Source organism: Bradyrhizobium sp. (assembly GCF_004799405.1).
Classification (GTDB): Bacteria; Pseudomonadota; Alphaproteobacteria; order Rhizobiales; family Xanthobacteraceae; genus Bradyrhizobium.
The window spans coordinates 1-20,279 of the sequence record NZ_SSMW01000018.1 but is presented as its reverse complement, the minus strand read 5'-3'; the positions used below and the strand labels follow the sequence as shown (position 1 = coordinate 20,279).

At 60.3% G+C, this 20,279-nt stretch carries 16 protein-coding genes; 9 read left to right on the top strand and 7 right to left on the bottom strand.

The features are described from left to right. The first annotated feature begins 19 nt into the window (after positions 1–19). The 8 genes from E7813_RS03440 to E7813_RS03405 all read left to right on the top strand — a co-directional run bounded on the left by E7813_RS03440 (position 20) and on the right by E7813_RS03405 (position 10,776). Positions 20–1,369, top strand: a complete 1,350-nt coding sequence (locus E7813_RS03440) for a hypothetical protein (RefSeq protein WP_291570905.1) — start codon at positions 20–22, stop codon at positions 1,367–1,369. 218 nt (positions 1,370–1,587) lie between these two features. Beyond that, positions 1,588–2,871, top strand: a complete 1,284-nt coding sequence (locus E7813_RS03435) for a phenylacetate--CoA ligase family protein (protein ID WP_291570903.1) — start codon at positions 1,588–1,590, stop codon at positions 2,869–2,871. 11 nt (positions 2,872–2,882) lie between these two features. Next, positions 2,883–4,448, top strand: a complete 1,566-nt coding sequence (locus E7813_RS03430; RefSeq protein WP_291570901.1) for a hypothetical protein — start codon at positions 2,883–2,885, stop codon at positions 4,446–4,448. Then, the gene (gene wecB / locus E7813_RS03425) at positions 4,441–5,562 is read left to right on the top strand and encodes a UDP-N-acetylglucosamine 2-epimerase (non-hydrolyzing) (RefSeq protein ID WP_291570900.1); all 1,122 of its coding nucleotides are present in this window, start codon (positions 4,441–4,443) and stop codon (positions 5,560–5,562) included. Before E7813_RS03430 ends, wecB begins: the two co-directional genes overlap by 8 nt. Positions 5,563–5,639: 77 nt before the next feature. Then, a complete protein-coding gene (locus E7813_RS03420; protein ID WP_291570898.1) occupies positions 5,640–6,773 on the top strand; it encodes a glycosyltransferase in 1,134 nt (377 codons plus the stop codon). An 80-nt stretch (positions 6,774–6,853) separates the two neighbouring features. Then, positions 6,854–6,976, top strand: coding sequence for a hypothetical protein (locus tag E7813_RS03415; RefSeq protein WP_291570896.1), 123 nt, complete (start codon positions 6,854–6,856; stop codon positions 6,974–6,976). Positions 6,977–6,992: 16 nt separating this feature from the next. Then, positions 6,993–8,603 (top strand): glycosyltransferase family 4 protein, encoded by a 1,611-nt coding sequence (locus E7813_RS03410; protein WP_291570894.1) that lies wholly within the window; start codon positions 6,993–6,995, stop codon positions 8,601–8,603. Between the two features lie 28 nt (positions 8,604–8,631). Continuing rightward, entirely contained in the window at positions 8,632–10,776 is a 2,145-nt protein-coding gene (locus E7813_RS03405) for a hypothetical protein (RefSeq protein WP_291570893.1), read from the top strand. A gap of 92 nt (positions 10,777–10,868) precedes the next feature. Here E7813_RS03405 and E7813_RS03400 read toward each other — a convergent pair whose 3' ends face one another. The 7 genes from E7813_RS03400 to E7813_RS03370 all read right to left on the bottom strand — a co-directional run bounded on the left by E7813_RS03400 (position 10,869) and on the right by E7813_RS03370 (position 19,368). Continuing rightward, positions 10,869–12,095: an AMP-binding protein gene (locus tag E7813_RS03400; protein ID WP_291570951.1), complete on the bottom strand. Its 1,227-nt coding sequence runs from the start codon at positions 12,093–12,095 to the stop codon at positions 10,869–10,871. Next, positions 12,092–12,928 carry an ABC transporter ATP-binding protein gene (locus tag E7813_RS03395; protein ID WP_291570891.1) on the bottom strand — a complete coding sequence of 279 codons (837 nt, stop codon included), beginning with the start codon at positions 12,926–12,928 and terminating at the stop codon, positions 12,092–12,094. The genes E7813_RS03400 and E7813_RS03395 overlap by 4 nt, the downstream gene beginning before the upstream one ends. Positions 12,929–13,088: 160 nt before the next feature. Beyond that, the gene (locus E7813_RS03390; protein ID WP_291570890.1) at positions 13,089–14,369 is read right to left on the bottom strand and encodes an ABC transporter substrate-binding protein; all 1,281 of its coding nucleotides are present in this window, start codon (positions 14,367–14,369) and stop codon (positions 13,089–13,091) included. Between the two features lie 56 nt (positions 14,370–14,425). Then, positions 14,426–15,499 (bottom strand): branched-chain amino acid ABC transporter permease, encoded by a 1,074-nt coding sequence (locus E7813_RS03385; RefSeq protein WP_291570888.1) that lies wholly within the window; start codon positions 15,497–15,499, stop codon positions 14,426–14,428. A gap of 5 nt (positions 15,500–15,504) precedes the next feature. Continuing rightward, on the bottom strand, positions 15,505–16,398 hold the full coding sequence (locus tag E7813_RS03380; protein ID WP_291570886.1) for a branched-chain amino acid ABC transporter permease: 894 nt from the start codon (positions 16,396–16,398) through the stop codon (positions 15,505–15,507). A 214-nt stretch (positions 16,399–16,612) separates the two neighbouring features. After that, positions 16,613–18,550 carry a long-chain fatty acid--CoA ligase gene (locus tag E7813_RS03375; protein ID WP_291570883.1) on the bottom strand — a complete coding sequence of 646 codons (1,938 nt, stop codon included), beginning with the start codon at positions 18,548–18,550 and terminating at the stop codon, positions 16,613–16,615. Then, positions 18,547–19,368, bottom strand: a complete 822-nt coding sequence (locus E7813_RS03370) for an ABC transporter ATP-binding protein (protein ID WP_291570881.1) — start codon at positions 19,366–19,368, stop codon at positions 18,547–18,549. Before E7813_RS03370 ends, E7813_RS03375 begins: the two co-directional genes overlap by 4 nt. Positions 19,369–19,671: 303 nt before the next feature. Between E7813_RS03370 and E7813_RS03365 the strand changes: the two genes are divergently transcribed. After that, positions 19,672–20,279: GDP-mannose 4,6-dehydratase (locus E7813_RS03365; protein ID WP_291570879.1), on the top strand; the 608-nt coding region annotated here is incomplete at its 3' end.

The following is a 20,279-nucleotide window of genomic DNA, read 5'->3' as shown; positions in this document are numbered from 1 at the left end:
TGGAGAGTCGGAGCGCTTAATGATGCCAGCGGTTGGGTACGCCTGGTCGATCGTCCGACATCCCGCATTTTGGCTTCCGGCCATGCTGGCGATTGGTGTGGATGCATACGTTTACGGCATGCACTTTAACGGCAACGCGATTGGCTCGGACGGCTGGGGATATTACTTGCACTTGCCGGCGATTTTCATTTACGGCGACCCGCATCTTGCCTTTTTGAATCTGCCGAACCTGCCGGGCGACATCGCCCATTATCGCTTTCCAGACGGGCATTGGCAGGGCCTCTCGGTCCACGGCCCCGGATATCTCGACAAGTACACATGCGGGCCTGCCGTCTTGCAACTGCCGTTTTTCCTGGTCGCGCTCTCGGTCAGTTACTTCCGATATGCCTCCATTAACGGTTTCGAGACTACGTTCCAGGTCGCGAACGCTATTTCAGTCATGTTCTATTTTAGCCTTGGTTCGTTTGTCATCTTCCGCGCCTGTCGCTTGCGTTATTCGGCGTTGCCCTCCGCGCTCGCGCTTGCGACGGTTATTCTGGCAACCAACCTGCTCGATTACGCGACAGGAGACGGATCGTTCTCCCATGTCTATGGTTACTGCATCCTGTCCGGGGTGGTTTATCTCACCATCTGGCAGGTGGAATCCGGCAAAGCACCTTCGCTACCGGCATTTATCACGTTCGGCTTTCTGATGGGGCTGGCCGTCATGGTGCGGCCGACCAACGCCGTCTACGCATTGCTGTTTCTCGTTTTTGCACGCGCCGCGCCGCTGCGTCCTTTGCTGGTGGGAAGTACCTGCGCCGTTCTGGCGTCGGCCGTCGCCGCGTCGCCGCAGATGATCCTTTGGTATGTCACCACAGGCCGGCCGATTTACTACAGCTATGTCGGGGAGGGCTTTCATTTCAGATCGCCCGAATTGCGCAACTATCTCTTCTCGATCCGCAAAGGCGTATTTTTCTGGCACCCGCTTTATCTGTTCATGGTAGGCGCGCTGCTGCAACAGCTTCCCCGCCGGCCGTTCGAGGGTCGTATTTCCCTGCTGATGGTGTTGCTTGCGCTTTATGTCGGTGCATCCTGGGGCGATTACACGTTCGGGGACTCCTTCGGCTCCCGCCAGAGCATCGAACTCTTGCCCGTTCTGCTGGTGCCGTTCGCTGGCGGTATCGCTTGGCTGTTGTCGAGCCGATGGAAGTGGTCAGGAGCCATCACCGCCTCCGCGCTCGTTGTACTTAATGCGGTGCTGCTCAACGGCTACATCAATCACACCTTGCCGCGAAATAACGCCAATCTTGCCCGTTATGAAGAATTCTGGGCCACGACGCTTCGATTGCCGGCCGGCAACGAAAAGCGTCAGTCTCCGGACAGGTGAGGCTTCGGCGCACGGCGGATGGCTCAGAAAACGTCTCGCACTGCAGGGGCGTCCAGCCTCGGCGCATTGCGTTTCGGGTACCAATCCGGTATCACCTGCAAGGTTGCCGGGCTGTGTCCATTGAGTTGATAGTGCATCGTACTTTTTACAATGGAATACGCGGTCTTGTCGGGTCCGGTGCCGTTTTTCCAATCGCCGAGCGGCTCGAACGACGGGCAATGCGCGCCAGAGAACGAGATCTGGCCGCCGATATGTCGGTCCCTTTCGGTGAGCGCCGGCTTCGTTCCTGGAATCGGCTGATCGACATAGTACGTTTTGCCGCCGTCAATGTGCCTTACTATCGCGATCTGTTCGCGGGAATTGGTTTCGATCCGGAACTGCTGGTTCGCGACTCCAGGTATCTCGCTGAAATTCCGGTCCTCACCAAAGACATCATCCGCTCGCAGGGCGATCGAATGTTGCGTGACGATCACGCGGACTATCGAAAGCACGTCTCCAAGACTGGGGGCTCAACGGGCCCATCGATGTGCGTGACCTACGATCAACACGCAGCCGACTCGTCGTCGGCGGTGACGCGATATGCCCGCGCGCAAGTGGGTGCCGGCCCGGCCAAAAGCGAGTTGCACTTCGCGGCAAGATTTCAGGACAGGATTCCGATCAGGGCGCGCATGCGTGAGCAAATCAAATGCCTGGCGAACAACCGGTTCAATCTGACGTTCGCATCATTTTCTTCCGACGAACTGAATCGCCTTTGGCAGCGCATCAACGCAATCAGGCCCTATCTCGTTCACGGCCATCCATCGACCTTGTACCAACTTGCCTTGCATGTGGCGGCGCGGGCGGGCCAGAACCGCGCCTTCAGGATTTTTGAATCGTCGGGGGAGATGCTGACACAGGTTCAGCGCGACGTGATTGAGAGGGTGTTCAAGTGCAAGGTTATTAACCGCTACGGACTGGCAGAGGCCGGCGTTCTCGCCTATCAGGTCGATCCGGCAGATGACGCAATGCTTTTCTTTGATCCGGTCGCTTGGCCCGAAGTCGTCGAAGTCGAATTCGGAGGGGAACTTCCGCAACTGGCCGAAAGCCGGACCGGCGAGCTGGTCGTCACCCCATTTGCCAACCGGATGATGCCCCTGATCCGCTACAGCACGGGCGACATCGCCACGCTACGCGAGGCGCCCAATGGCTTCTACATCCAGAACATGGTGGGACGCGTCCATGACGTGGTAAATATCGCCGGGGTACCCGTGCCGACACATCATGTTCAGGATGTTCTGGACAGGATAGGGGGAATACGCGAGTTTCAAATCGAAAGCGATGCCCATCGGCCGGTGTTTCGGATTGTCCCGGAAAGCGATGCCGCGAAAGACCCTATCCAGCACGGATTGCGTCAACTTTGGGCCGACTCCATCGGCATTGAATTCATCGAAGCCTATGCGCTGAAGTTACAAGGCTGGCGATCGAAGTTTCATCACCTCGTGAAACCGCCGGACGCCGAATAGATGGAATTGCAGTGATCCACATCCTGGCCGACAAGCGCGACGCGGCAACCACCGAGATCGTGGTCCGTGCGTTTGAGCGCTCGTTTACCCGCGGCCAGGTTCGCCTGATCGATGCCTATCAGGATATACCGACCAGCAATGCCGTTGTCATCGTTGTTTCGCCGGACGATGAATCGGCGAAAATGCTCGGCCAGCTAATCCGCAACAGAGGCAAAATTGTCCTGCAGGGGTCGCTGGGCCCAGCGGTTGGCGAGATCGCCGGCGTGGAGACTTTTGCGGCCGCGCCGCAATTTTCGGAGTTTGCCGAATGCGGACCCGCGCCTGTCCATGGGACATCCCAGAGCCGTGCCTCGATGGTGTATTCGGATTCAGGGATTGGGACGGCTTCATGCCTTCGCCGCCGCCACTTTGTCAGGTTCGATTTTTCGAACGAATGGAATAATCTGGGATATGGCCGGATCGGTTTCGGTGAGGACAGATGGTCGATTGCCCAGCTAGCCTCCAGGTTTTCGGCGATGGTTGCCGACGTCAGGATCGACCAGACATCGTCTGTTGGCGCCGCCGTGACTTTGCTTGATTTGTCTTTCGGCTCCGTGTTGTGGTTCGCAAGACCGGCGGGGGCCATCGATGGCCAGGACTGGTCGGTGGTTGAAAATTTCATTTCGGCGCACAGGGCAAATGAGTTGCCGTGCCGGCCATTTCTGAGAGGCATTCCTCACGGCTTTGGCGCAGCCGTAAGCATGCGGCTCGATTGTGACGAGGATATAGCGTCGGCGCGGCAGCTGTACGACCTCTATCGATCCCGAAATTATCCCTTGTCCCTGGCCGTAATGACCGGTCAGCCGGATTCACCGGAAAACCGCTCCCTGATGCGGGATGTGCTGGATGCCGGTGGCTCGATCCTGTCGCATTCGGCGACGCATGCCGCGGATTGGGGCGGCTCCGGCGAAGCAGCAGAACGCGAAGCGCGAGACTCCAGAGCGTGGCTGGAGAAGAACATCAGCGGCTTGAAGGTCCGATACGCCGTATCGCCATTTCATCAAAACCCGTCTTATGTTCCCGGGGCGCTCGCCCGGGCGGGATATGACGGCTTCATAGGGGGCAGCATCGCCGGCGACCCGGAATACTTGATGGCGCGCGGCGGGGCTGCGCCGTTCGGGCCCGCGGGCATGATTTCCCACTCGCAGAGCTGTATGTTGCATGGCGACTGCATGCTCGCCGGGGATGATCGGCTGCGTGTGTTCAAGGAAGCTTTCGCGCTCGCGCGCGACAGTGGCGAGTTCTTCGGCTACCTCGATCATCCTTTCTCGGAGCGGTACACTTATGGCTGGCCCGACGAAGAAACGCGACTCGCCGCGCATTCGGACTATCTGGACTTCCTGGAATCCGCCAGCGGGAATGGCGGTCTTCTGTTCGTGAACGAAGATACCTGCATGCAGTTCATCAAGGAAAAGGCTTCCGCGGAAATCGCCTTCGACGTCGTCCAGGAGAAGTACGAGATCACGAAAACCAGCGCGGCAGGTTTCCCGATGTCGCTTGGCTACCACGGAGAAGTTTTGGAGGCGCAGCGTGACTAGGCGCCTCATGGTAGTGCTGGGGACGCGGCCCGACGCCATCAAGCTCGCGCCGGTGATCGCGGCGCTGCGCTCGAAGCCGCAATATTTTGAAACGATCGTTTGCTCGACCGATCAGCACCGCGAAATGCTGGATCAGGCCCTGACGGCGTGCGGAGTGACGCCGGACGTGCGGCTTGACGTTATGCGCCCGGGCCAGACGTTGCCGGGCCTGACCGCCAAACTGATATCCGAACTGACCGCGAGCATCGCCGACATCAAACCCGATCGCCTCGTCCTGCAGGGCGACACGACGACCGCGTTCGCCGCCGCCTTGTCAGCCTACTACCAAAAGATCCCGGTCGCCCACGTCGAAGCAGGGCTTCGCTCCAACGACCGGTATTCTCCATTTCCGGAAGAAGTGAACCGGCGAGCCATCAGCTGCATTGCGGACCTGCATTTCGCTCCGACCAAAGGCGCGGCGGATGCGCTCGCATCGGAGGGTGTGCCGCCGTCGTCAATTCATGTCACGGGCAACACCGTCGTCGATGCGCTGCAGTGGTTTCGACAGGCACTGGAGACGGAGGATCGCCGCCGCCTTGTATCGCCTTCGATACTGGAATTGGCGGATGGCCCCGCGCCGATTGTCCTCGTCAGCTGCCATCGCAGGGAGAGCTTTGGCGACGACCTGCGCGCCATCTGTCGCGCGGTTGCGCGGATTGCCGCGAACCACCGCGATCACCGGATCGTCTTTCCGGTTCATCTCAACCCGAACGTTCGCACCCAGGTCGCAGCGACCCTGGGCAATGAGGCGAATGTCAACCTGATCGAGCCGGTGTCATATCCCGAACTGCTGTTTCTGCTGTCCCGCGCGAAGCTGGTGCTTTCCGACTCCGGCGGAATTCAGGAGGAAGCTCCGAGCTTCAATGTACCGTTATTGGTGCTGCGCAAGAATACCGAACGGCCGGAGGCGGTTGCCGCGGGGTTGTCGTTTCTGGTCGGATCGGACGAAGAACTGATCGTCGCCCGGGCGGAGGAGTTACTGAAAGGCGCGCCTGCCGCTCGCCGCGCGGTCAATCCCTATGGCGATGGTCACGCCGCGGACCGCATCGCCGAAATTCTGGCGCGGACTCCATGACCGCGAACCGGCCCGAGGACGTCATCCTGTTTTCGACGGCTGACTGGAAATCCAGATACTGGACCAACAAGCAACACATGGCGGCGCGCCTGGCGGCACGTGGCCACCGGGTTCTCTACGTCGAAACGGTCGGACTGCGATTGCCGGGCCTGAATGCTTTGGATGCCGGCCGAATTCTCGCCCGGGTAAAGCGGGGGGTCGCGCCGATCGCCCGGGTCCAGGACAATGTGTGGACGTTGTCGCCGCTGACCATCCCTTTCGGCCACCGCAGCCCGGCAATCGCTGCTGTCAACGGCATGCAGCTCCGCACCCGGATCAAAGGCTGGATGTCGGCTATTGAAGTCAAGTCTCCGATGGTGTGGACCTACCATCCCTATATGCTGGACGCGGTCAAATCCATCGACGCTTCGCGGCTCATCTATCATTGCGCCGATAATCTCGCCGCGATACCCGGGGTTGACCCCGAATCGTTCAAGATCGCCGAGCGCGAGTTGCTCGAGCGCGCCGATATCACCTTCACGACGAGCCGCTATTTGCAGAGCCGGTGCGAAGCGGTTGCCGGATCGCGATCGCACTATTTCGGTAATGTCGCAGATGTCGGTCACTTCGGGAAGGCGCGTATCGCCGGAAATATTCCGCCCGAACTTGCTGCCATACCCCGGCCTCGGCTCGGTTACGTGGGCGCGCTGAGCGATTTCAAGATCGATTTTGATCTGCTCGCTCGCATTGCGGACGATCAGCCGGATTGGCATCTGGTCCTGATCGGAGAGGAGCGCGCAGGGCAGTCTGACGATGGCCTGCGGAAGCTTGCGAAACGCCGAAATGTGCATCTTTTGGGGTGGCGTTGCTACGACGACTTGCCGCGCTATTTGAGCGGACTTGACGTCGCGCTGCTACCCCAGCTTATCAACGACTACACCCGAGCGATGTTTCCAATGAAGTTCTTTGAATACCTCGCCGCGGGCCTTCCGGTCGTGTCGACGCCACTGGACGCCATTCGGGATTTCGGACCAATCTGCAGCACGGCACCGGATTCCCGGTCGTTCGTCGACGCCATCCGGAAGCAATTGTCGGACAGGCCGCCGCCGTTGCGGCTGGACGATGCGATCCTGGTGGAAAATTCGTGGGACGCGCGTCTCGACAAAATGCTTGAAAACATCAATTCGGCTCACATGTCCGGGCGTGCGAAGAGGAATAATGTCCAATCCTGACCAGTCAGCCGGTTTGACGGATGAAAGGACCCGGACTCCTCGCATGAATCTGGGAATCATTATTCCGTTGCTGGAAAAGTATGGCGGCGCCGAATACCCATATCGAAGTCTCGGCGGCCAACCGCGAATTGTACGTTCGCATGACGCGCGATTTCACCGAGAGAATGCACGGCATCACGCGCCACGGCGGCGCAAATGAATGAACCGAAAGCTGCCGGCGTGGCCGTGACCGTCGTGGAAAAGGAAATCGTTCTCGATCGCGGCGGCGCGTTCTCCCTCAACATACCCGCCGAATGGATCGCGTCGAATGTGTTCCTGGTCGTCGATCTGTATGACCTCGACAATCCGGTTCATCCAGCGGGACACATCGGCTGGTGGCGATACGAGATCGCTCAGTTATATCCAAGTCCGGCCGGCAGACTGATCCTCGACAGGGACGGCAAGCTGAGGCCCGACTTCAAAGGTGTGGAGGCCGTCGACGAATGGCGCAACCCGGCCGAGGTTGCGGCCAACCGCATCGAGCTGCTGATCGTTCTGCGTTCTGTCATCACCCATGCGATCCTGTCGACGCATCGAATTGCGGTCATGCGGTCCGTTGCGGACCTGGAAGCGTTCAGGTCGAGTTTCGACCGGAATTATCAGTCACCGCGCTATGCGCCGCCGCACTATGTGCTGCCCGCCGATCGGCAGATCCACATTGTTGCAACAAATATCTTTCAGCGAGACGCCGTGGGTAATCTGTGTCTCGGGCTTTACAGGATGCTTAGGCAGCACGAGGTCGGCGTGCGGTTGTTCGCCGGGAACTTCGACCTTGCGATGAACGACGTAATTGATCGCCGGGAAAATTTGCTGTCCCGGCTGAAGCCGAATGACATCATTGTCTATTTTTTTTCGATACACGACAGCAAGCTCACCGAACTGGTCGAAATGAAATGCGCCTGCAAGGTCGCCTATTTTCATGGCGTTACTCCACCCAAGCTGCTGCAGGTATTTGATCCGGAACTCAGCGCCGAATGCGCCAAGGCGATCAAGCAACTGCCTTTGCTGGCAAAGTTCGACCGGCTGGCGACGAACTCACGCGCCAGCGCGGAAACATTGCGGAAAGCGCTCGCTGACGGCGATGTCTCGATGCCAGGGGAAATTGCCGTCATTGCCCCGAAGCTGTTTGGCGCCAGCGAGGCCCGTTTATGGCGTTCGATGCGAACGGAGGCGACACCGCCGTCGCAAGCGACCGGGAAGCCGGCGGCGGCTGAAAGGTTCGTCAAACCAACGTTCATCCATGTCGGGCGCGTCATCAGCCATAAGCGTATTGAAGACGTCCTGCATCTGATCGCGGAGTATCGAAAACTGGATGTGCAGGCGCGGGTCATGATTGTCGGATCATCCGACAGCGTCGCCTACCGCGATTACCTTCGTTGGGTCCAGATCGAGCAGCTCAACCTTCCGGAAGATGCGGTAGACTGGCGGGGCAGCGTTTCGGACAGCGAGCTCGATAGCCTTTACAGCGAGGCGGCGGTTTACGTATCGATGAGTGAGCACGAGGGCTTTTGCCTTCCACTTCTCGAAGCCATGATGCGGAACGTGCTGGTATTTGCCTATGACGAGCCGGCCGTCCGGGAGACCGTGGGCATGGCTGGCGTCATCTTCAGCGACAAGTCTTTCGAAAGTCTAGCGAAGCAGCTTCATCTTTTGCTGTCTTCGCCGGAAATGCGCGAGGCGATCATCGGAGCGCAAAGCCGGCGCGCTGCCGAGCTTGTCGAAGCAATGGACGGCCGCGGCTTTCTCAACCTGCTGGCCGTCGGCGACTTGAGTGCGACCAGATCGAAATGAGAGGATATCCTCCCCGTGCGAGGTTCTCGTGATTGAGTTTTCTGCCCCGACCGGATCGTTGAATAGTGGGCCCGTTGCCGTCGGCGCCCGGTGGAGAAATGCTGTCCCATGGCTGCTGGGCGCATTTGCAATATTGTTGCTCTACGTCTTCATGGCACGTCCCTATCTCGTCACCGGAACAGTCCCCGGAGATCTCGGTGATGCGCGTTTCAATGCCTACATTCTCGAACATACGTTCCAGCGGATAGACACGCGAAACCTGTCCTATTTTTCGCCGAAAATATTCTATCCCTATCCCGGCGCCATATTCCTCAGCGACACCCATATCGGCTCCGCAGCATTCTACATTTTCTTTCGATCGCTCGGAGTAGCCGAATTCCCTTCCTTTACGCTTTGGCTGCTTACCGGGTATTTTTTGACATTCGCGGCAAGCTACTACGTATTGTTGCAGCTGGGATTCAGGCCGGTCGTCGCCGTCAGCGCGGCAATCATATTCACGTTCAGCCTTCCCAGCATCCAGCAAATTGGGCATGCGCAACTGGTGTATCGAGTCGGTGTTCCGCTGGCATTTCTCAGCCTGTTGAACTATCTGCGCAGCGGACTGTTAAAGCATGCTTTCTCCCTGATTGCGTGGACGAGTCTGCAATTGCTGTGCAGCATCTACACCGGCGTGTTCCTGGTGTTTGTGCTCGCGGCGGTCGCCGCATGGTCGCTCTTTCTCAATCGTCGCTCGCTTTCTTTGGTGGCTCTGTTGCGGTTGAGCCAGATCGACGGTCGATCGCTGGTCCATGGATGGTCTGTTCGACGCTGGACCATGTTGCTGGTCGCTGCAGTTCCGGCGGTTGGCGCGATCCTGCTGCTGGGCGCATACCACCACTGGGGCGCGATGTATGGTCTCGGCAGAGGATGGAAAGAGATCGCCACCCAGATTCCGCGTCCTCAAAGCTATCTGCTGATGGATAACCTGCCGTACTGGAAAGTCGTCTATGAAACCCTGATCCGTGCTGACGTCCCGACGCGGCATGAACAGAACATGTTCATGGGATTTGGCGCCTTCAGCCTGTTTCTGATTGGAGCCGCCACGACCATTGCCGGCAACGTCCCGCGATACCAGGATAACCTGGCGAAGACTGCGTTGCTGGCGCTTGTCAGCCTGTTCGTTGTCCTGACGATGTTCGGAAATGAAAGCCTCTATTTCTTTTTGACCTATATCCCCGGACTGAACTCGATTCGGGCCGTGACGCGAATTATCGTCGTTCTGATGTTTCCGGCAGCGATCGTTATTGCAACCGGCGCTGAAGCCCTGTTGCGAACCCAACCCAGGACGCCGGGTCTGAGTGCGGTATGCATTTTGCTGACGGCGTCGCTGCTGGATATAGCCATGGTCCAGAAGGGAGGATTCTCGAGATCGGAATCGGACAGCCGCACCGACGCGATCGTGGATGAAGCCCACCGCCAATCGCGCGGAATCGCAAATCCCATCCTGTTCGTGATGGAGGGCGACGAAGCCCCGTACAAGGCGCACCTCGATGCGATGTTCGCCGCGCAGCAGCTTGGCTGGCCGACCATTAATGGCTATTCCGGAAATTCCGTGCCGGGTTACGACTACAGGTCGACATGCGAAACTCCGGCCCGCCAGATGGCGGCGTACGAGAGCTGGCATAGGCAGCATCACGCCGGACCTGAAATTGGCGAGGGCGAGTTCCTGAGCCGCCTGGTTTTTGTCGGTTGGCCCCGCTGCGATTCCGGCGGAAGTATCGCTGGAGAATCCGATGCGAGTTTTGGACCGCCGCTTCCTCCGGCAATCGCGAAATTCGTTTCCTTGATTCCGTTGTCGCTGGATAAACACGAATCGCAACTCGCGTTTGAAATCGCAATCCGCAACAGTAGCGAGACGCGGATCGCCGCCCGTTCGTTCTCTCCCGTCCGGGTTTCCTGGCGTTTCGTGGAGGCCGGAAAAGATCCGGAGAAAGGAGCGGGGTGGGATCCCCGCTTCCAGATTCCAAAAGATATTCTTCCCGGCGGCGACTTGAAGCTTGCCTTGTCAACCGATCTGCCGAAAAAGCCCGGAGATTTCCGGCTTGAGGTCTCCCTCGTCGCCGAACATGCGTTCTCGTTTTACGACGAGGGAACCGACATTCTGCGGTTCGCACAGATAATATCGGTTCCGTAATTCTTCAGGGGTGCGTCGATCGTGCGCGCGCCGACACGGTTGTCTTCCATGACGGCCGGGAATTGGATAATCCAGACCTCAATCCATCCTTCTCAACCGCGTTCGTCCGCGATCACCTTGCCGTCGTTCGGCAGGCTGCCCGGCGCCACGAGTTCGACGCCGCCGCCGAGCTTGGCGACGGTGCGCAGTGCCGTCGCCACCGCGTCGCGCAACGGGTCGCTTGGCGCTGCCACTTCGGCTCTGAGCGTCATCACATCCGTCTCTGCTGCCCGCGTCACCACGAGACGCAACCGCCCCAACTCGGGATGCCGCTTGCCGATTTCCGCGATCTGCTCGGGCCGCACGAACATGCCCTTGACCTTGGTCGTTTGATCGGCGCGTCCCATCCATCCCTTGATGCGCATGTTGCTGCGTCCGCAGGGACTTTGGCCGGGCAGTGCCGCCGTGAGATCGCCGAGTGCCAGGCGAATCCAGGGGTGATCCGGATCGAGCGACGTCACAACGATCTCGCCGACATCGCCCTCCGCGACCGGCTCGCCGGTGCCGGGCCGCACGATCTCCAGGATCAGATCCTCATTGACGACCATGCCATCGCGTGCCGGCGTTTCGAACGCGACCAGGCCGAGATCGGCAGTGCCAAACGCCTGGTAGGCATCGACGCCGCGTGATTTGATCTCGTCCTGCAGCGATTTGGGAAACGCCGCGCCCGAAACCAGCGCACGCTTGATCGACGAGACGTCGCGCCCGGCGCTTGCGGCGGCGTCAAGCAGGATTTTGAGGAAGTCCGGCGTCCCGCTGTAGCCTGCCGGACGATAGGCCTCGATCAGCTCGAACTGGGTCTCGGTATTGCCGGGACCGGCCGGAATCACCGCGCATCCGAGCGCCCGCGCGGAAGCATCGAAGATGAAGCCGCCCGGGGTCAGATGATAACTGAAGGTGTTGAGCACCACGTCGCCGGACCGGAATCCGGCGGCAAACAGCGCTCGCGCACCGCGCCAGGGATCGGCATGAGTTGCCTCGGGCTCGAAGATCGGGCCGGGCGATGTAAAGAGACGCCCGAACGAGCCCGGAGATCCCATTACAAATCCGCCGAACGGAGGTGCTGCCTTGTGCAGGGCAGGGAGCTCGGACTTGCGCAGCACCGGCAGGGGCGCCAGTGCGGCGCGACTGGTAACTGCAGCGGGGTCGATTCCTGCGAGGCGCTCGGCATAGGCGGGGGCCGCCATCGCCTTGCGCAATACGTCCGGTAGTCGCAAGAACAGGTCCGCTTCACGGGCTGCGGGCTGGCGCGTTTCGAGGGCGTCGTAATAGTCGGTCAAAGCCACCGCTTCCGTCGTTTGAAACTTTTCAGGTTTTTGAAGCTCTTGCGCTGGTCGCCTGCGCCGCCGAGGTAGAATTCCTTGACGTCTTCGTTGTCGCGCAATTCGGCGGCGGAGCCGTCGAGCACCACTTTACCTTGCTCCATGATGTAGCCGTGGCTTGCGACCGACAGTGCGGCACGCGCGTTCTGCTCCACCAGCAGGATGGTGACGCCGAGATCACGATTGATCTTGCCGATGATCCCGAACACTTCCTTGACCAAGAGCGGCGACAATCCCATCGACGGCTCGTCCATCAGGATCATCTTCGGGCGCGCCATCAGTGCGCGGCCGATCGCCAGCATCTGCTGTTCGCCGCCGGAGAGATAGCCGGCGAGGCCGGTGCGCTCCTTCAGGCGCGGGAAATAGTCGTAGACCATCTCGATGTCGTCAGCGACTTCGTTGTCCTTGCGGGTGAAGGCGCCGAGCCGCAGGTTTTCCAGCGACGTCATGTCGGCGATGATGCGACGACCCTCCATCACCTGAAAGATGCCGCGGCGAACGATTTTGTCGGGATCGATGCCGTTGATGCGCTCGCCGTCGAAGATGATTTCGCCGCGGGTGACTTCGCCGTCTTCGGTTTTGAGCAGTCCGGAAATCGCCTTCAGGGTTGTCGACTTGCCGGCCCCGTTGGCGCCGAGCAGGGCGACGATCGCGCCTTGCGGCACCTCAAGGCTCAAGCCCCGCAGCACCAGGATGACGTCGTCGTAGACCACTTCGATGTTGCGCACGGAAAGCAGCGGGGCGCGGGCCTGCGCTGCGGGTGGACGATCGATTTCCGTGGCTTCAGTCATGTTCGAATACCACTACCACCGTCATCACCCGCGAATGCGGGTGATCCAGTATTCCAGAGACGGCTGTGATCAACCGAGGAGCCGCCGCGTACTGGGTCCCCCGCTTTCGCGGAGGACGACAGTTGAACATGGGATGCCGTCGGTCGCCAACCCGCCTACCTTACCACCCGAACCATTCCGGCTTGCGCGGCAGTTCGATGGTCTTGACCTTCTCGAGCTTGATGGTGCCCTTTTTGACCAGGTCGTTGAGATCGCCATCGGTTGGACCGGAGATCTTCGAACGATAGAGGTCAACCTTCATGGTCGGACGATGGTCCTTTTCAGTCCAGGTCGAGGGATTGCAGACGCCCTCCATGCCAGCAGGTACCCAGTTGGCCTTCTGGTAGAAGCCTTTCGCGACATTCTCTCCGGTGGCGCCGCCGTTCTTGACGGCCCAATCGATCGCTTCCTTCAGATACAGCGCGCTACAAACGGCGGCGATGTAATGCACCGGACGATAGACGTTGCCGGTCGGATCCGACATTTTGGAAATTTCCATCACGGTCTTCATGCCCGGTGCGTCGCCGCCCCACGCCACCGCAGTCCGTAACGGGAAGATCACGCCGTCCGCAGCGTCGCCGGCTGTCTTGGCGGCGTTCTCGTCCATGCCCCATACGTTGCCCATGAACTGCACGTCGACGCCGGCAGTCTTGCACGCCTTCAACACCGAGATGTTGGAGGCGGCGGTGTTGCCGAGGTAGGCGTAATTGGCGCCGGAACTTTTCAGGCTCAGGCATTGGGCGCTGTAATCGCCGGGCGTGAGCGCGAACACCAGCGGCGGCAGCACTTCAAAGCCGAGATCGGCAGCGATCGCTTCGCCGGCCGCCTTCGGCGCGTTCGGGTAGGGGTGGTTGGCGCCCATATGCACGAATTTCGGTTTTCCGGGCTTGCCCTTGGCTTTCCAGTCTTCCGCCGCCCAGGTCAGCATCGCCCGCATTGCATCCGAATAGCTCGGGCCGTAGAAGAAGTTATAGGGCGCGGGCTTGGCCTTGCCGCTGGTGCCTTCGGGATCGGTCAGCGCCGCGGCATAGGAGCCGGAGATGTCCGGTATCTTGTCCTGCGCCAAAAAGCCGGTTAGCGCCTCGGTGTCGGCGGTGCCCCAACCCATGATGGCCGCGACCTTGTCGGCGCCGGACCATTTCTTGTAGAGCGCAATCGCGCGCGGCACCTGGTAGCCGTAATCGTTGCTGTCGACGTTGAGCTGCTTGCCGCCGATGCCGCCATTCTTGTTGACCCAGGCGAAGGTGTCCGCGACGCCCTGGCCGTAGGGCGTTCCGACGTCCGACGTGCCGCCGGACAGGTCTTCGAGATGGCCGATCGCGATCTGGGCCTGCGCCGCTGTCGCGGCGCCGCCGAGCAGCAGTGCCAGTGAGACGGTGCCAAGCAGGGATTTCATGGTCATGGTATTTTCCTCCGGTTTTTTTGTTGGTGTCTATTGTAACCCGTCTTGTTCCAACCTCAATGCGAAAACGGGTAGAGTTTCCAGTAAGTCTTGATCTGCCGCCAGCGATGCGCGAGCCCATCAGGCTCGAACATCAGGAATGCGATGATGATCAGCCCGATCGCGATCTCGCGCAAAAACGTGATGTTGTTGTTGAGCGACAACGCCTTGTCGATGGCGCTGCCCTTCAGGCCGGCGCTGATCCACTCCATCGATTCCGGCAGCAGCACCACGAAGGCGGTGCCCATCAGCGTGCCCATGATCGAGCCGGTGCCGCCGATGATGACCATGGCGAGGAAGATAATCGAGCGCTCGATGCCGAAACCTTCGTTAGAGACGACGAGCTGATAATGCGCGTAGAGCGCGCCGGCGATCCCTGCGAAGAATGCCGCAAGCCCGAACGACAGCGTGCGGTATTTAGTCAGGTTGATGCCCATGATTTCGGCAGAGAGGTAATGGTCGCGGATCGCCACCAGCGCGCGGCCGTCGCGGGTGCGCATCAGATTGGTCACCAGCAGATAACTGACCACGAGATAGGTCAGCACGACATAGAAATATTGCCGGTCGCCGCGGAAGACGTAACCGAAGATCGAGAACGGATTGGCGCTGGCCGGCGCCGCACCGCCTGAGAACCAGTCGGCGCGAGAAAAGAAGTCGAGCAGGATATATTGCGCGGCCAGCGTCGCGATCACGAGATAAAGTCCCTTCAGCCGCGCCGCCGGGATGCCGAAGATCAGGCCGACCAGGGCCGTGATGACGCCCGCCAGCGGAATGGCGAAGAATACCGGGATCGGCAGCGTGTTGGAAATATAGGCCGAGGTGAACGCGCCAAACAAAAAGAACGCGGCGTGGCCGATCGAAATCTGACCGGTGAAGCCGACCAGAATATTGAGGCCAAGGGCAGCGATCGCAAAAATCCCGATCTGGATCAGGATGCTCAGCCAGTATTCGCTGAAGGCCAGCGGCGCGAAGCAGATCAGCACGATGCCCGCGATTGCCGCATTGCGGCTGGCTTTGGTCGGAAAGATCGTGGTGTCGGCCGCATAGGTGGTACGGTAATCGCCGGAAGGAATGAGGGAGGGGCCCGCCATCTGGATTACACCCGCTCGATATCGTGGGTGCCGAACAGGCCGTATGGCTTGATCATCAGAATGATGACCAGCACATAGAACGGCGCGATCTCATAGAGATTGCCCCAATGCAGATATTCGCTGTCGATATATTGCGCGATATTTTCCAACAGGCCGATGATGATGCCGCCGAGTACCGCGCCACCGATCGAGTCGAGGCCGCCGAGGATCGCCGCCGGAAACACCTTGATGCCATAGGCCGACAGGCCCGACGACACGCCATTGACCACGGCCACAACCACGCCGGCGACTGCCGAGACGCTCGCCGAGATCGCCCACGCCATCGCAAACACGTTCTTGACGGAAATGCCGAGCGACTGCGCCACCTGCTGGTCGAAGGCGGTGGCGCGCATGGCGAGGCCGTATTTGGAAACCCGGAAGAACCAGGCCATGCCGATCATCATCGCCACCGATACCACGAGACTCATGATGTAGACGGTCTGGATCTGGAGTCCGAGCAGGTTCACCGACTGGCTGGTGAACACGCGCGGAAACGGCTGCGGGTTGACGCCGAAAATCCATTTCAATGAAGCCTGGAATACTGTCGACAGCCCGATGGTCACCATGATCACGGAAATGATCGGCTCGCCGATCATCGGGCGCAGGATCACGACCTGGATCGCGATGCCGAACACGAACATGAAGACCAGCGTCAGCGGCATGCCGGCCCAGAACGGCACCTGGTACCTGGTGAGCAGCGCCCAGCACACCCAGGCGCCGATCAGCAGCAGTTCGCCTTGCGCGAAGTTTACGACCTGCGTGGCCTTGTAGATCAGCACGAACGACATCGCGACCACGCCATAGAGCGTGCCGACCACGAGGCCGTTGACCAGAAGCTGAACCAGGAACTGGAGGTTCATGGTTTCCCGCTCGCGACTGCAGCGTTCTTCCCCTCTCCCCTTGTGGGAGAGGGTGGCTCCGCGAAGCGGAGACGGGTGAGGGGTTCTCTCAACAGCGTGGTGTGTTGCAGCGAACCCCTCACCCGACCGTGGTTAAGCCTACCAACGGAGATGCCCTCTCCCACAAGAGGAGAGGGCGTTACGATTGACACCGCAACGAGAGGTCCGAGCTCACTCATTCCGCCGCCTCCGCTGCTGGCTCTGCCGTCTCGCGCGAAAGATCGACAACCGTCAGCGTGGTGCGGATGCGCTGGGTGGTGCCGTCCTGGAAGCGGATCACGGTGTCGACCGGAATATCGCGCCGGCCGCCATAGATCGCATCGATGATGGTGGCGTACTTCTCGTTGATGACGCTGCGGCGGACCTTGCGGGTGCGGGTCAGCTCGCCGTCATCGGCGTCGAGCTCCTTGTAGAGCAGGAGAAACCTGGAGATGCGTTGCGCCTGCGGCAGCGTGGCATTGACGGCCTCGACCTCCTTGCACAGCAGCGCGTACACTTCCGGCCGCGAAGCGAGATCGGTATAGGTCGTGAACGCGATACGGTTTTTCTCCGCCCATTTCGAAATGATCGAAAAGCGGATGCAGATCATCGCCGCGAGCGCTTCGCGGCCGGCGCCCAGCACCACCGCCTCGGCGATGTAGGGCGAGAACTTCAGCTTGTTCTCTATATACTGCGGCGAGAACCGTTCGCCGCGGGCGGTTTCCGCCAGATCCTTGATGCGGTCGATCACCACCAGTTGCTTGTTGCCGTTGAAATAGCCGGCATCGCCCGACTGCATCCAGCCATCCTTGATGTCGGCCGCGGAGGCCTCCGGGTTTTTAAAATAGCCGAGGAACATATTGGGGTGACGCACCACGATCTCACCGACGCCATGGATGTCCGGATTGTCGATGCGGATTTCGATATCGTCGGCCATCGCCACCCCGGTGGTATCGGGATCAACCTCGCCTGACGGATGCAGCGTATAGGCCCCCAACAGTTCGGTCTGGCCGTACAGCGTACGCAGCGGCACACCCATGGCCTGAAAGAACTTGAAGGTGTCCGGACCGAGGGCCGCGCCGCCGGTTGCCGCCGAACGCAGCCGGGTAAAGCCGAGCCGGTCGCGCAAGGCGCGGAACAGCAAGATGTCGGCGACACCGGAATGTTTGCCCGCCGCCAGCGCCGACAAGCCCGCCTTCATGCCGAGCTGATAGAGGCTTTGCTTGAGCGGCGAGGCATCCATCACTTGCGCACGCACGTCGGCGGCGATCGATTCCCAGACCCGTGGCGCGAACAGCACGAAGGTCGGCGCGATCTCGCGGAAATCGTTCATCATGGTGTCGGGCTGCTCGACGAAGTTGATCTTCATCCGGCACAGCAGGCCTTTGCCGAGCGCGTAAACCTGTTCCATGATCCACGGCAGCGGCAGCACCGAGACGTATTCGTCGTCGGGCCCCTTCGGGTCGAACGACAGGTACGTCGCGCAATGCCTCAGCACCCGCCCGGCAGCGAGCATCGCAAGCTTCGGATTGGCGGTGGTGCCGGAGGTGGTGCAGAGGATCGCAACGTCTTCGCCATGGGTCGCGTCCACCAGCCGGTCGTAAAAACCGGGTTCGCGCGCGGCGCGGTCGCGCCCCAGGCTTGCGAGCTTGTCGGCCTCCATCAGGCGCGGGTCATGATATTTCCGTATGCCGCGGGGATCGGAATAGACGATGTGCTTGAGATGCGGTACGCGGTCGGCCAGCGCCAGCAGCTTGTCGACCTGTTCCTCGTCTTCGGCGAATACCAGTTTGGCTTCGCCGTAGCTGAGGAGATAAGCAGCCTCTTCGTCCAGCACGTCGCGATAGAGACCGAGCGACATGGCGCCGATGGCGTGGATGGCGATCTCGGCCGAGACCCAGTCCGGCCGGTTGTCGCCGATGATGCCGATGACGTCGCCGCGGCCGAGGCCGAGCTCGGCCATGCCGAGTGCAAAGTCGTGCACGCGGGTTTGGTAATCGTTCCAGGTGAACTCTCGCCAGAGTCCAAGGTCCTTTTCGCGCAGCGCAATCTCGCCGCCATGTTCTTGGGCGTTGAGGCGCAACAGCTTCGGATAGGTATCGGCCTGCGCGGCGCGGGCGGCGTAATCCATCATGCCGCGCTCTCCGCGGCCGCCGGGACATCGTCGGGATCGACCAGCACTTCATCCTCTTCGCCGAGATAGGCGCGCTTGACATGGGGGTCGGCCAGTACCGAGGCCGGATCGCCTTCGGCAATCTTGCGGCCGAAATCCAGCACCATGACGCGGTGGGAAATATCCATCACCACGCCCATGTCGTGTTCGATCATCATCACGGTCATGCCGAACTCTTCGTTGAGATCGACGATGTAGCGCGCCATGTCCTCCTTTTCCTCGAAATTCATGCCGGCCATCGGTTCATCGAGCAGGATCAGCCGCGGCTCCAGCGCCATGGCGCGGGCAAGCTCGACCCGCTTGCGCAAACCGTAGGGGAGCGTGCCGGCGATGGCCTTGCGCACCGACTGCAGGTCGAGGAAATCGATGATCTCCTCGACCTTGCGGCGATGCTCAAGCTCTTCGCGCCGTGCCCCGGTCAGCCAGTACAGCGATCCCGTGATGAAATTGTTTTTCAAGAGATGATGCCGCCCGACCATGATGTTGTCGAGCACGCTCATGTGATGAAACAGCGCAAGATTCTGGAAGGTGCGGCCGATGCCGAGCCCGGGCCGCGCATTGGGATTGAGTGCGGTGATATCCTGGCCGCGATAGAACAGCTGGCCCTCGGTCGGCCGGTAGCGGCCCGAAATGCAGTTGACGATCGAGGTCTTGCCGGCGCCGTTGGGGCCGATAATCGAGAACAGCTCGCCGTCGTTCACGCCGAAACTGACGTCGGTCAGCGCGCGTACGCCACCAAAGCGCAGTGACACCCCGCGCACTTCCAAAGCGTGTTCCACGCATCCCCTCCATCAGGGCGCTTTCCGCGCGCTCTTCGTTCCGCGGCTGGCGAGACCAACCCGGTTCGTCCTGACCGGTTAACCTGTTTCACGGACACCGCCACGTCAACGGTTTCGCTGTCGCAGGCATCGGCCCCGCGAAAGGCCGCTCGACATGGTATTAGACTTCACCGGGGTCGAATGCTATGGCCTCGGTCGCGGGGCGGAACGCCTTGCGCGCCCGGTTTTGCCGGGTAATGGGGCTGGATATGTCTTGGTCTACCTCTGTCTGCCCTGGGCCGTTTGGCGGTTTGTGGAGTGAACATGGCGGCTGCGGATTCGAAACGGCGCGTTGCGCTCCTCACCGGCGTCACCGGCCAGGACGGCGCCTACCTGGCTGAATATCTGCTCCGCCTTGGCTACACCGTCCATGGCGTCAAACGGCGGTCGTCCTCGTTCAATACCGCGCGCATCGACCATCTCTATGAAGATCCTCATGCCGGCAATGTGCCGTTCCTGCTGCATTACGGCGACATGACGGATTCCACCAACCTGATCCGGCTGATTCAGCAGATCCGGCCGACCGAGATCTACAACCTCGCAGCCCAAAGCCATGTCGGCGTCAGCTTCGAAAGCCCGGAATATACCGCCAATGCCGATGCGATCGGGGTGCTGCGGCTGCTGGAAGCGATCCGGATTCTCGGCATGGAAAAACAGACCCGGTTCTACCAGGCATCGACTTCGGAATTGTACGGCCTGGTTCGGGAGACCCCGCAGAAGGAAACCACCCCATTCTATCCGCGCTCGCCTTACGGGGTTGCCAAGCTTTATGGCTACTGGATCACGGTCAACTACCGCGAGGCCTACGGCATGTTCGCCTCGAACGGCATCCTGTTCAATCATGAGAGCCCGGTTCGCGGCGAGACCTTCGT

What these genes read in the sequence shown, in the direction of transcription:
- E7813_RS03435 (WP_291570903.1), top strand. Translation starts at nt 1,588, where the DNA reads ATGCGCGCCAGAGAACGAGATCTGGCCGCCGATATGTCGGTCCCTTTC.
- E7813_RS03440 (WP_291570905.1), top strand. Translation starts at nt 20, where the DNA reads ATGATGCCAGCGGTTGGGTACGCCTGGTCGATCGTCCGACATCCCGCA.
- E7813_RS03375 (WP_291570883.1), bottom strand. Translation starts at nt 18,550, where the DNA reads ATGATGGATTACGCCGCCCGCGCCGCGCAGGCCGATACCTATCCGAAG.
- E7813_RS03380 (WP_291570886.1), bottom strand. Translation starts at nt 16,398, where the DNA reads ATGAACCTCCAGTTCCTGGTTCAGCTTCTGGTCAACGGCCTCGTGGTC.
- E7813_RS03385 (WP_291570888.1), bottom strand. Translation starts at nt 15,499, where the DNA reads ATGGCGGGCCCCTCCCTCATTCCTTCCGGCGATTACCGTACCACCTAT.
- E7813_RS03395 (WP_291570891.1), bottom strand. Translation starts at nt 12,928, where the DNA reads ATGACTGAAGCCACGGAAATCGATCGTCCACCCGCAGCGCAGGCCCGC.
- E7813_RS03415 (WP_291570896.1), top strand. Translation starts at nt 6,854, where the DNA reads ATGGCGGCGCCGAATACCCATATCGAAGTCTCGGCGGCCAACCGCGAA.
- E7813_RS03420 (WP_291570898.1), top strand. Translation starts at nt 5,640, where the DNA reads ATGGCGGCGCGCCTGGCGGCACGTGGCCACCGGGTTCTCTACGTCGAA.
- E7813_RS03390 (WP_291570890.1), bottom strand. Translation starts at nt 14,369, where the DNA reads ATGACCATGAAATCCCTGCTTGGCACCGTCTCACTGGCACTGCTGCTC.